Origin of the sequence: Rhodopseudomonas sp. AAP120 (assembly GCF_001295845.1) — a bacterium.
Lineage (GTDB): Bacteria > Pseudomonadota > Alphaproteobacteria > Rhizobiales > Xanthobacteraceae > Rhodopseudomonas.
In genome coordinates this window covers 1-11,584 of the sequence record NZ_LJIC01000157.1, presented here as the reverse complement: position 1 = coordinate 11,584, position 11,584 = coordinate 1, and the positions used below count along the sequence as shown (strand labels likewise).

General features: G+C 66.7%; 9 protein-coding genes. All 9 read left to right on the top strand.

Translation table 11 applies throughout. The annotated features are described in order from the left end of the window. A partial coding sequence (locus tag IP86_RS22430) for an acyl-CoA carboxylase biotin carboxyl carrier protein subunit (protein WP_054163214.1) occupies positions 1–183 on the top strand: 183 nt, incomplete at its 5' end. Positions 184–188: 5 nt separating this feature from the next. Further along, complete coding sequence (locus IP86_RS22425; protein WP_054164650.1) at positions 189–1,058, top strand: isocitrate lyase/PEP mutase family protein; 870 nt, start codon at positions 189–191, stop codon at positions 1,056–1,058. After that, the gene (locus tag IP86_RS22420) at positions 1,055–1,354 is read left to right on the top strand and encodes an acylphosphatase (RefSeq protein WP_054164649.1); all 300 of its coding nucleotides are present in this window, start codon (positions 1,055–1,057) and stop codon (positions 1,352–1,354) included. Before IP86_RS22425 ends, IP86_RS22420 begins: the two co-directional genes overlap by 4 nt. 463 nt (positions 1,355–1,817) lie before the next feature. Then, positions 1,818–2,789 (top strand): ABC transporter permease, encoded by a 972-nt coding sequence (locus tag IP86_RS22415; protein ID WP_054164648.1) that lies wholly within the window; start codon positions 1,818–1,820, stop codon positions 2,787–2,789. Positions 2,790–2,849: 60 nt separating this feature from the next. Then, positions 2,850–3,872, top strand: a complete 1,023-nt coding sequence (locus tag IP86_RS22410; RefSeq protein ID WP_054164652.1) for a sugar ABC transporter substrate-binding protein — start codon at positions 2,850–2,852, stop codon at positions 3,870–3,872. Positions 3,873–3,969: 97 nt separating this feature from the next. Continuing rightward, complete coding sequence (locus IP86_RS22405; RefSeq protein ID WP_054164647.1) at positions 3,970–6,087, top strand: ABC transporter permease; 2,118 nt, start codon at positions 3,970–3,972, stop codon at positions 6,085–6,087. Further along, the gene (locus IP86_RS22400) at positions 6,084–7,175 is read left to right on the top strand and encodes a hypothetical protein (RefSeq protein ID WP_054164646.1); all 1,092 of its coding nucleotides are present in this window, start codon (positions 6,084–6,086) and stop codon (positions 7,173–7,175) included. The genes IP86_RS22405 and IP86_RS22400 overlap by 4 nt, the downstream gene beginning before the upstream one ends. Beyond that, positions 7,172–8,668 carry a sugar ABC transporter ATP-binding protein gene (locus IP86_RS22395; RefSeq protein WP_054164645.1) on the top strand — a complete coding sequence of 499 codons (1,497 nt, stop codon included), beginning with the start codon at positions 7,172–7,174 and terminating at the stop codon, positions 8,666–8,668. The genes IP86_RS22400 and IP86_RS22395 overlap by 4 nt, the downstream gene beginning before the upstream one ends. 266 nt (positions 8,669–8,934) lie before the next feature. Continuing rightward, positions 8,935–11,478 carry a PAS domain-containing hybrid sensor histidine kinase/response regulator gene (locus IP86_RS22390; protein ID WP_082364205.1) on the top strand — a complete coding sequence of 848 codons (2,544 nt, stop codon included), beginning with the start codon at positions 8,935–8,937 and terminating at the stop codon, positions 11,476–11,478. Positions 11,479–11,584: the final 106 nt, after the last annotated feature.

The window sequence follows — 11,584 nt, the reverse complement described above, 5'->3', positions numbered from 1 at the left end:
CTCGTGGTGTCGATCGCCGTCACCGAAGGCCAGGAGGTCAAGGCCGGCGAGACGCTCGCCGTGGTCGAGGCCATGAAGATGCAGAACGTGCTGCGCGCCGAGCGCGACGGCCAGATCAAGAAGATCCACGCCGCCGCCGGCGCCACGCTGGCGGTCGACGCGGTGATCATGGAATTCGCGTAAGCGGCATGGCCTGGCGCGACCGCCGCGGCGCGTTGCGGGCGATCCTTCAAGGATCGGCCTGCGTGCGTCCCGCGTCGGTCTATGACGCGATCTCGATCCGGATCGCCGACGATCTCGGCTTTGCGCTGGGGATGTTCGGCGGCTCGGTCGCCTCGCTGGCGATCCTCGGCGATCCTGATAGCGCGCTGATCACGCTCACCGAACTTTCTGAACAGATGCGCCGGATGGCGCGGGCGGCGGCGCTGCCGGTGCTGGTCGATGCCGATCACGGCTACGGCAACGCGCTCAACGTCCGCCGCACCGTGCAGGAGCTCGAGGCCGCCGGCGCCGCCGGTCTCACCATCGAAGACACGCTGCTGCCGCAGGCCTATGGCGAGGCCAAGCCGCAGCTGATCTCGCGCGACGAGGGGCTCGGCAAGATCAAGGCGGCGCTCGACGCGCGGCTCGATCCGTCGCTGGTCATCGTCGGCCGCATCGGCGCCTGCGCGATCAGCTCGCTCGACGATGCGATCGCGCGCGCAGTCGCCTATGAGGCCGCCGGCGTCGACGCGCTGTTCTTCACCGGCGTGAAGACGCGCGATCAGCTCGGCGCGATCAGCGCGGCGACGACGCTGCCGATCGTGCTCGGCAGTCCGCCGCCCGAACTCGCCGACTGGGACTATCTCGCCGAGCAGCGCGTGCGCATCGCCGTGCAGGGCCACGCGCCGATCGCGGCGGCGACCGAGGCGGTGCACAAGACGCTGTCCGCCATTCGCGCCGGCGCGGCGCCGAAGCAGCTCACCGGGCTTGCGACCGCCGAGCTGATGAATCGCGTCACGCGTTCGGACCTGGTCGAAGAGCGCGAAGCGCAGTTTCTCGGGCTCGCGCGCGAATGAGCACGGTCGTCCGCCACGTCATGATCCGCGGCCGCGTCCAGGGCGTTGGCTATCGCGCCTGGGTGGCGACGACGGCGCAGGCGAGCGGCCTCGAAGGCTGGGTCCGCAACCGCCGCGACGGCAGCGTCGAAGCGCTGCTGGCCGGCGACAAGGGCGTTGTGGCCGATATGATCAAAGCCTGCCACCGCGGCCCCTCCGCCTCGCGTGTCGACGCGGTGGTGGTGGAAGAGGCCGGGGCAGAGCTGCTAGATCAGCGGCACGCGGGCGAGCGGTTTTCGATTCTGCCGACGGTGTAGTTAGGCGCTGCTGCCTCGTCGGCTTGCCGTCGATTTGTCGGCCTGTTTTGTCAGTTATGCCTTTCCTCGTCATGCCCGGCCTTGTGCCGGGCATCCACGCCTTGCTACCGGTAACGCAGAAAAGGCGTGGATGGCCGGGACGAGCCCGGCCATGACGGTCGTCTGTGCAAGTATCAGTGTTTGAGAGGCCTCCGCTTCTCCGTCATTGCGAGCGAAGCGAAGCAATCCAGAGCGCCGTACACTGAGCTGGATTGCTTCGTCGCTTCGCTCCTCGCAATGACGGGCGCTCACCGCCAACCTCCGATTGCCGCCGCCGAAATCATCGCGTGACAATTAGTTCGCATCGGCGAAAGGTTGTCAGTGCAGCGCACAAACGCGTGGGCTGTTAGTGTGCGGCATTTCGTCTTGCAATTAGTAAAAAGACGGGGGAGGATGACTTAACTAAAAAGACGCAAGGCTTGGGATGGCGCTCACTCGGGTTAGTCAGCAGGGCATCGTGCTCGGCATTTTTGCCGTCATGTTTGTCGCTTTCGTTCTGTTTCTGCCGGGATTCTTCACCACCGCGAATATGCTGACGCTGCTGCAGAACGTGTCCGTTCTCGGCATTCTCGGCCTCGCGATGGCGATCGTGGTGATCGGGCGCGGCATCGACATCTCGCTGATCGCCGTGCTCGCGGTGCCGCCGGGCCTCGTGCTGCAGATGGTGCAGGACGGCAGCTCGCTGCCGTTCGCATTGTCGATGGCGCTGCTGTTGTCGCTTGCGTTCGGCGTGTTCAACGGCTGGCTGATCGCCTATGCCGAAGTGCCGGCGCTGTTCACCACGCTGGCGAGCGGGCTGTTTCTCGCCGGCTTCGGCCAGGCGGCGCTGTTCAAGCTCGACGTCGTGCAATGGAGCCCCGGCATGCAGGGCTTCGAGTGGCTCGGGCAGGGACAGTTGCTCGGTGTGCCGCTGCCGATCATCGTGTTCGGGCTGGCGTGTCTCGCCGTCTCGTTCCTGCTGCGCAGTACGCGGCCGGGCGCCTACATCTACGCGGTCGGCGACAATCCCAACACCGCGCGCGTCACCGGCATTCCGACGCGGCCGATCATCGTGCTGCAATACGTGTTGGCGGCGCTGATCGGCTGTTTCGCGGGTCTGGTGATGGCGTCGTCGGTCAACAGCATGCCGACCCGCATCTTCAACTCGACGATGATCTACGACGTCATCCTCGTCGTGGTGCTCGGCGGCATCGGCCTGTCGGGCGGCCGCGGCGGCGTTCTCAACGTGGTGATCGGCACGCTGCTGATCGGCACCATGCTCAACGGCATGACGATCATGGACGTCTCCTATTCGGGGCAGAATCTGGTGAAGGGCGTCGTGCTGCTGATCGCGGTGATCGCCGACTCCTTCCTCAATCCGCGCAACGAGGAGACCGCCCAGCAGGGCGACATCTGACGAATCCAAAAAGCCACGGCGAGCAACGCCGGGCGAACACCGAGGACCAAGGAGATGACCATGTCGGTTCAACTGAAGCGCACGGCCTTGCGGCTGATCGTGGCCGCGACGGCGGTGGCGGCGTTGGCGCTGCCGGCGCGCGCGCAGCAGGGGCTCGACGAGCCGTTCCAGGGGCCGTTCAAGGCGGCGCTGGCCGGCAAGACCGTCGCCTACATTCCGGTGGCGATGAACTTCGACCTCACCGAAGGCTGGTTCGCCGGCGTCAAGCGCGAGCTCGAGCCGTTCGGCATGAAGGTGATCGTGCGCGATCCGAACTGGAGCACCAGCGCCGGCGCGCAGGCGCTGACCACGCTGATCTCGGAGAAGCCGGCGGCGATCATCGTGCACAATCCCGACGTGCAGACCTACGCCAAGCTGCTGCAGCGCGCCGAGAAGGAAGGCATCTTCATCATCCAGATCAACATGGGCTCGGTGTATCGCAGCTCGGCCTTCGTCGGCGCCAACTGGATCGAGGTCGGCGAGCGCGCCACCGAGGCGGTGGTGAAGGCCTGCGAGGGCAAGTCCGGCAAGGTCGCGGTGGTGCAGGGGGCGCTGTCGGCGGCGACTTCGGCGTATACGCTGAAAGGCGTCGAGAACGTGCTGGCCAAGCATCCGGAGATCAAGGTGGTGTCGTCGCAGGCGGCCGATTGGGACGCCGCCAAGGCCAAGGCGATCACCCAGACCGTGCTCAAGCAGAACCCGGATCTGTGCGGCATCGTCGGCTTCTGGGACGGCATGGACATCGGCACCGCCGCGGCGGTGAAGGAGGCGGGGCTCACCGGCAAGGTGTTCGTCGCCACCTCGGGCGGCGGCGAACGCAAGGGCGCCTGCGAGCTGGTGAAGTCGGGCGCGTTCGATCTCAACCTCAGCTACGACGTGCCGATCCAGGCCGCCGACATGGCGGCGATGATCAAGTGGCTGCTGTCCTCCGGCGTCAAGCCGGGCGACGTCAAGGGCTCGATCTACACCACGCTGATCCCGATCACCAAAGAGAACGCCAGCTCCGATACGGCCTGCTGGAATCTCAGCGACCTGAAGAAGTAACGCACGCGCGCTCCGGTCCCGGCGCCGCCCGCATTGCGCGGGCGGCTGCTGCGGGCGCGCGCCTGCCCATCGGCGACCCTCCAGTCCAGCGGGCCCCATGCAAGAAGCTCTCGTCAAATTCAAGTCGCGCTATTGGCCGGATCATCTGCTCGGCGAAATCCTGTCCAAGCGCTGGACCGAAACCGCGATTCCGATGATCGTGCTGATCGTGGTGGCGATCGCGCTCAGCCGCGCCATTCCGGGCTTCCTGTCGCCGGGCTCGCTCAGCGACACCGCGCGGCAGGCCGGCGAGATCGGCTTCGTCGTGCTCGGCATTGCGCTCGTCGTGATCGTCGGCGGCATCGACCTGTCGGTGGGCTCGATGTTCGCGCTGTGCGATTTCTGCGCGCTGTACTGCCTCAACGTGCTGAACTGGCCGGTGCCGGCGGTGATCGTCGCCACCATCGCCTGCGGCGCGCTGCTCGGCAGCATCAACGGCATCCTGATCGGCTATCTGCGGCTGCGCGCCTTCATCACTACGCTGATCACGCTGATCATCTTCCGCTCCGCCTACGATCTCTTGCTAGTCGGAAACTCGGTCAAGATCGCCTCGTCGATGCCGGACTTTCCGCTGTGGGACTTCCTCGGCGGCGGCGATGTGTTCGGCATTCCGAGTGTGGCGCTGCTGTACATCTTGGTGGCGATCTTCGGTCATATCTTCCTGACGCGGTTGCGGCCGGGCTGGCATATCACCGCGATCGGCGGCTCGCGCCGCTCGGCGTATAATTCGGGCATTCCGGTCCGCCGCACCATCGCGCTGTGCTACGTCGCCAGCGGCGCGCTCACCGCGATCGGTGCGCTGTTCTTCGCCGCAAGGCTCGGCACCGTCGGCGGCGACGTCGGCATCGGCCTCGAAGTCACGGTGCTGACCGCCACCGTGCTCGGCGGCATCACGCTCGGCGGCGGCAAGGGCTCGGTCGCCAAGGCGCTGGCCGGCACGCTGATCGTGCTCTTGATCACCAACGGCCTGACCACGCTGTCGGTGCGCGGTGGCTACAACCGCATGGTGCTGGCGTCGATCCTCTTGGTCGCCGCGATGATCGACATCCGCTGGCTGAAGAACCGCAACCGCATCATCAGCAAGGTCTATGTCGCGCCGGCCTATCACTATCTGCCGCCGCCGCCGCCGACCGAGATCGGCCAGGGCGGGCCGTTCGAGCAGAACGACAAGCTGCGCGACGTGTCGCTGATCGGCCTCGGCAAGATCGAGGCGCCCGAGGACGTCATCCTCGACCGCCACGACAATCTCTATGCGGGGTCGCGGCACGGCGACATCATGAAGTTCTACGCGCCGGACTACTCGCGCATGGAAGTGTTCGCGCATATCGGCGGCCAGCCACTCGGCATGGCGTTCGACCGTAACGACAACCTGTATTGCTGCATCGGCGGCATGGGGCTGTATCGCATCGCGCCGGACGGCAAGGTGGAGAAGGCGACCGACGAGACCAACCGCAGCCTGTGGTCGGTCAACGACGACAGCCGGCTGCGGCTCGCCGACGATCTCGACATCGCCGACGACGGCCGCATCTTCTTCTCGGAAGCCACCGTGCGCTACGAGATGGACGAATGGCCGGTCGACGGCCTCGAAGCGCGCGGCAACGGTCGCATCATCTGCTACGACCCGAACACCAACACCACCCGCACGGTGCTGCGCGGGCTGAAATTCCCTAACGGCATCGCGATTGCCAGCGACGGTCAGTCGATCCTGTTCGCCGAGACCTTCGGCTGCTCGATCAAGCGCTATTGGTTCGACGGGCCGAAGTCCGGCACCGTCGAGGTGGTGATGGACAATCTGCCGGGCTATCCGGACAACATCAATCTCGCCTCCGATGGCAACTACTGGCTGGCGCTGGTCGGCATGCGCTCGCCGGCGCTCGATCTCGCCTGGCGGATGCCGGACTTCCGCCGCCGCATGGGCAAGCGGTTGCCGGTCGACGAGTGGCTGTTCCCGAACATCAACACCGGCTGCGTGGTGAAATTCAACGAGCAGGGTCAGATCCTCGAATCTTTCTGGGACCTCGGCGGCGTCAATCACCCGATGATCACCTCGATGCGCGAGCACCGCGGCTACCTGTATCTCGGCGGCATCGCCAACAACCGCATCGGCCGCTACAAGCTCGACGGCGCTGATCCGAACTTCGTGCAGTACGACAAGCGATGGGGGAAACGGTCATGATCCCGGCGCTTCGCGACTTCGCGCATCGCTTCCTCGGCCGCGGCGAGGGCGCCATCACGGTGCCGCCGTTCGACGGGGCGCTGAAGCCCAACCAGGCGCTCGAACACGCCGAGATCGTGGCGACGCTGCCGACGGCTGAAGATCTCGCGACGGATGGCAGCGCGTTGTACGTGGCGGACGGCAACGCCGTGCTGCGGATGGACGGTGCATCGTTGGTGCCGGTGCGGCAGTTCGATCAGCCGCTCACGGCGCTATGCGTGTTGCCGGGTGGCCAACTCGCGGTGGCGCTGGCCGGTCGCGAGGTGCGGGTGTTCGCGCCTATCGGCGGCAGCGAGATTGTTATCACCGGCGCCGACATGAAAGCCGTCAATGCGCTGGCGCCGGGGCGAGGCGGCACGATCCTCGCCACCGACGGGTCGACCGAGTTGCCGTATGCGGAGTGGGGCCGCGATCTGCTCAGCCGCGGCCGCAGCGGCCGGCTGCTGTCGATCGATCCGGCGTCGCGCAAGGTCGAGGTCGTCGCCTCGGGCCTGCGCTACGCCTTCGGTGCGGCGGCGTCGGGCGACACCACGCTGGTCAGCGAGAGTTGGAGGCATCGGCTGATCGCCGTCGGCGGCAAGGGCGACATCAAGCCGGTGTTCGATCATCTGCCGGTGTATCCGTCGCGGCTGACGCCGGCGCCCGGCGGCGGCTTCTGGATGACGGCGTTCACGGCGCGCACCCAGCTGATCGAATTCGTGCTGCGCGAGGCGGCGTATCGCCGCCGGATGATGGCGGAGATCGATCCGCAGTTCTGGATCGTGCCGCGGCTGACGGCGGGGCACTCGTTCCGCGAGCCGATGCAGGGCGCGCATCTCAAGACCATGGGCATCATCAAGCCGTGGGCGCCGCCGCGCTCCTATGGCCTGGTGGTCCGCCTCGGCGCCGACTACGCGCCGCTGTATTCGCTGCACAGCCGCGTCGACGGCACCAATCACGGCGTCGTCGCCGCCGTGCAGGTCGCGGACAGCCTGTACGTGCTGGCCAAAGGGCCGGGCCGGCTGCTGCGAGTGAAGCTCTCCGACATCCAGGGCGAGGCCGGCGCATGACGGACAACGTGCTCGAATTCCGCAAGGCCACCAAGCTGTATTCCGGCGTGCCGGCGATCGACGGCGTCGACTTTCAACTCCGCCGCGGCGAGATCCACGCGCTGGTCGGCGAGAACGGCGCCGGCAAGTCGACGCTGACCAAGGCGATGGCCGGCGTGGTGACGCTGACGTCGGGCACCATGCTGGTCGACGGCAAGGAAGTCGCACCGAAGACGCCGCTCGAAGCGCGCCATCTCGGCATCGGCATGGTGTTCCAGGAGAACAGCCTGGTGCCGACCATGACGGTGGCGCAGAACCTGTTTCTCGGCCAGGAGAAGTTCTACAACCGGCTGCGCGGCATCTACATCGCGGCCCAGCAATTCCTGCAGTCGCTGAATTTCGACGTGACGCCGACCGCGACCGTCGGCATGCTCGGCGCCGCGCAGAAGCAGATGGTGGAGATCGCCCGGGCGGTGCTGCACCAGGCCAAGGTGATCATCTTCGACGAGCCGACCGCGACGCTGACGCCGGAGGAGAAGAAGTACTTCTTCGATCTGGTGCGCGACTTGAAGAAGCGCGGCGTGTCGATCGTGTTCATCTCGCACGCGCTGGAAGAAGCGCTGCTGCTGGCCGACCGCATCACGGTGCTGCGCGACTCCAAGCACGTCGTCACCGACGACGCCCGTAATTTCGACCGCGACCGCATCGTCCAGGCGATGGTCGGCCGCGATCTGTCGAACACGCTCTACGGCAAGCGCAAGACCACCGTGCGCCCGGCCGGCGAGCGGATGCTGACGATCCAGAACCTCAAGCTGGCGCCGATGGTGAAGAACAACTCGCTGTCGGTGTTCGCCGGCCAGATCACCGGCGTGTTCGGCCTGGTCGGGGCAGGGCGCACCGAAACGTTCAAGATCGCCGCCGGCGTGCTGAAGCGCGACTTCTTCCACGGCGGCGAGATCCTGCTGCGCGGCGAGCCGGTGCGCTACCGCGTGCCGGCGCCGGCGGTGAAAGACGGCATCGCCTACATCACCGAGGACCGCAAGGTCGAAGGCTTCTTCGAGACGATGTCGATCGCCCGCAACGTCTATCTCGGTCTGCTCGCCAAATTTCCGCGTGGCCGCTTCCTGCTGTCGCGGCGCGAGGCGCAGGCGAGCGGCGAGAGCTGGATCAAGCGGCTCAACGTCCGGGCGATCAGCCCCAAGGCCAAAGTCGTGGAATTGTCCGGCGGCAATCAGCAGAAGGTTGTGATCGCCAAATCACTCGCGCAGGATCCGAGTGTGGTGATCTTCGACGAGCCGACCCGCGGCGTCGACGTCGGCGCCATTGTCGAGATCCACGAACTGATCAACCGGCTTGCCGACGAGGGCAGGGCGGTGGTGGTGATCTCGTCCTATCTACCCGAGATCCTGGCGCTGTCCGATCGCATCCTGGTCAGCCGGCAGGGCAAGGTGGTCGAGGAGTTCTCCTGCCTGGACGCGACCGAGGAGAAAATTATGTACGCTGCGATTCATTGACGGCCGATCGGCAACGTCGTCTCCGCAGCGCGGCGCCCGCCGCGCGGGCGGGGCGCAGGCCGACGTTTTGACAACCAACTCTTTTTGATGGCAGATGCAACGAAACGGCGCGCCGAACGTTATGGGGCTGGTGCGCTCGGACAAGTTCCAGGTCGGCAATCTGTCCGTCGCGCCTGAGTATCGATGATCAGCGCTTCTCCCTGAACTCATAACGTCAGACGCCGACCGTGGCTGAAACTCATTTTGGCTTGTCGGGTCCGGTCGGGATGCACACCGCCGTGCACTCCTACGACTGGTCCGCCACCCCGCTCGGGCCGACCGATCGCTGGCCGCCGCCGCTGCAGGTGTCTGCGGCGACGATGCTGGCGGCGACGATTCCGTGCTTCCTGGTGTGGGGGCCGCACCAGACGCTGCTCTACAACGACGCCTATATCGAACTGCTGGCTGCCCGGCATCCCGATGCGCTCGGTCGCAGCTTTCGCGACGTCTGGCCGGAGATCTGGCCGGACCTCGAGCCGCTGGTGACGCGCGCCTACGGGGGGGAAGGGCTGTCTCAGCAGAATCTGCAGCTGCGGATGCAGCGCAAGGGCTACGAGGAAGAGACCTGGTTCACCTATTTCTACACACCGGTCCGGCTCGACGACGGTGCCGTCGCAGGCTTTCTCGGCGGCTGCCTCGAGAACACCGAGGCGATGCGCGCCAGCAAGGCGCTCGAAGAAGCGAACGCCAAGCTGCAGCAGGCGTTGCGCGACCAGAACGCCGCGAACGATGCGGTCGGCCGCAGCGAGGCGCGCTATCGTGCGCTGTTCGAGGCGCTCGACGACGGCTTCTGCATCATCGAATTCTTCGACGGACCGCACGGTCCGCTGAGTGACTACGTGCATATCGAAGCCAATGCAGGCTACGAGAAGCAGACCGGAATTCCTGATATCGTCGGCCGCACGTTACGGGATCTGGTGCCGGACGAGGCCGACGGCTGGGCGGAGCTGTATCGCAGCGTGCTGCTCACCGGGCAGCCGATCCATTTCGAGCGCGAGTTCATCGCGGTCAACCGCATCATCGAAGTCTCGGCGACGCGGATCGAGCCGCCGGAGCTGCGGCAGGTCTCGGTGCTGTTTCGCGACATCACCGCGCGCAAGCAGGCCGAGGCGGCGCTGCGCCAGAGCGAGACCATCGCGCGCGAGAACGTGCAGCGCGTGCAGCTCGCGCTCGCCGCCGGCGCAATCATCGGCACCTGGCTGTGGGACCTGCCGAGCGACCGCTTCACCGTCGACGAGGCGTTCGCGCGCTCCTTCGGTCTCGATCCGGCCAAGGGCCGCGATGGCCTCAGTCTCGCACAGGTCGTCGAGACCGTGCATCCGGACGATCAGGCCGGGCTTGCCGCGGCGATCAACGAAGCGATCCGGCGGGGCGGCCCTTATGCGCACCAGTACCGGGTGCGTCGGGCCGACGGCAAATACTACTGGCTCGAAGCCAACGGCCGTGTCGATCTCGGCCCCGACGGCACGCCGCTGAGCTTTCCCGGCGTACTGATCGACGTCAACGATCGCCGCGCGCTGGTCGAGGAGCGCGATCGCGCCATCGCCGAGCTGCGGGCGCTGAACGAGACGCTCGAGCAGCGGGTCGCCGAGAGCCGCGCCGAACTGATGCGCTCCGAGGAGCAGCTGCGGCAGTCGCAGAAGATGGAAGCGGTCGGCCAGCTCACCGGCGGGCTGGCGCACGACTTCAACAATCTGCTCGCCGGCATCTCCGGCAGCCTCGAGCTGATGGCGACCCGGATCAGCCAGGGCCGGATCAAGGACGTCGACAAATACCTGGTCGCGGCGCAGGGCGCGGTGAAGCGCGCGGCGTCGCTGACGCACCGTCTGCTGGCCTTCGCTCGCCGGCAGACGCTGACGCCGACGGCGGCCAACGTCAACAAGCTGGTCAGCGGCATGCTCGACCTGGTCCAGCGCACGGTCGGGCCGGGGATCGAGGTCCAGCACGTCGGCGCCACCGGGCTGTGGGCCGTGCTGGTGGACGTGCCGCAGCTCGAAAGCGCGCTGCTCAATCTGTGCATCAACGCCCGCGACGCGATGCCGGACGGCGGCAAGATCACGATCGAGACCGGCAACCGCTGGATCGATCGGGCGCAGTCGAAGATCTACGACATTCCGACCGGGCAATACGTGTCGCTGTGCGTCTCCGACACCGGCACCGGCATGACGCGCGACGTCATCGCCAAGGCGTTCGATCCGTTCTTCACCACCAAGCCGATCGGCAAGGGGACCGGGCTCGGCCTGTCGATGATCTACGGCTTCGCGCAGCAGTCCGGCGGCCAGGTGCGGATCTATTCCGAGGTCGGCCAGGGCACGATGGTGTGCATCTATCTGCCGCGTTACCGCGGCGAGGCGGAGGACGACGAACGCAGTCCGGATTCCAGCGTGATCTCGTTCGCCGAGGCCGGCGAGACCGTGCTGATCGTCGACGACGAGCCGACGGTGCGGATGCTGGTCGCCGATGTGCTGGGCGATCTCGGCTACACCGCGCTCGAAGCCGCCGACAGCGTCGCCGGGCTGAAGCTGCTGCAATCCGACGCGCGCATCGATCTTCTGGTCACCGATGTCGGGCTGCCGGGCGGCATGAACGGCCGGCAACTGGCCGACGCCGCGCGCGAGACACGGCCGGGCCTCAACGTGTTGTTCATCACCGGCTTCGCCGAGAACGCGCTGCTCAACAATGGCCAGCTCGAGCCCGGCATGGCGGTGCTGACCAAGCCGTTTGCGGTCGATACGCTGGCGGCGCGGATCCGCGAGCTGATCAGCAAATAGCCGCGGCGGCGTTCGTCAGGACTGCAGGGCGTGGCCGGCGTCGTCGTGCCGCGGCGACGGGGCGGGGCGAGGCGGCGGCTGGTGTGCGGCGGGCGCCGCGGCCCGG

Excerpts from the sequence above, each read along its gene's own strand:
- IP86_RS22425 (WP_054164650.1), top strand. The coding sequence starts at position 189 with ATGGCCTGGCGCGACCGCCGCGGCGCGTTGCGGGCGATCCTTCAAGGA.
- IP86_RS22420 (WP_054164649.1), top strand. The coding sequence starts at position 1,055 with ATGAGCACGGTCGTCCGCCACGTCATGATCCGCGGCCGCGTCCAGGGC.
- IP86_RS22415 (WP_054164648.1), top strand. The coding sequence starts at position 1,818 with ATGGCGCTCACTCGGGTTAGTCAGCAGGGCATCGTGCTCGGCATTTTT.
- IP86_RS22410 (WP_054164652.1), top strand. The coding sequence starts at position 2,850 with ATGTCGGTTCAACTGAAGCGCACGGCCTTGCGGCTGATCGTGGCCGCG.
- IP86_RS22405 (WP_054164647.1), top strand. The coding sequence starts at position 3,970 with ATGCAAGAAGCTCTCGTCAAATTCAAGTCGCGCTATTGGCCGGATCAT.
- IP86_RS22400 (WP_054164646.1), top strand. The coding sequence starts at position 6,084 with ATGATCCCGGCGCTTCGCGACTTCGCGCATCGCTTCCTCGGCCGCGGC.
- IP86_RS22395 (WP_054164645.1), top strand. The coding sequence starts at position 7,172 with ATGACGGACAACGTGCTCGAATTCCGCAAGGCCACCAAGCTGTATTCC.
- IP86_RS22390 (WP_082364205.1), top strand. The coding sequence starts at position 8,935 with ATGCACACCGCCGTGCACTCCTACGACTGGTCCGCCACCCCGCTCGGG.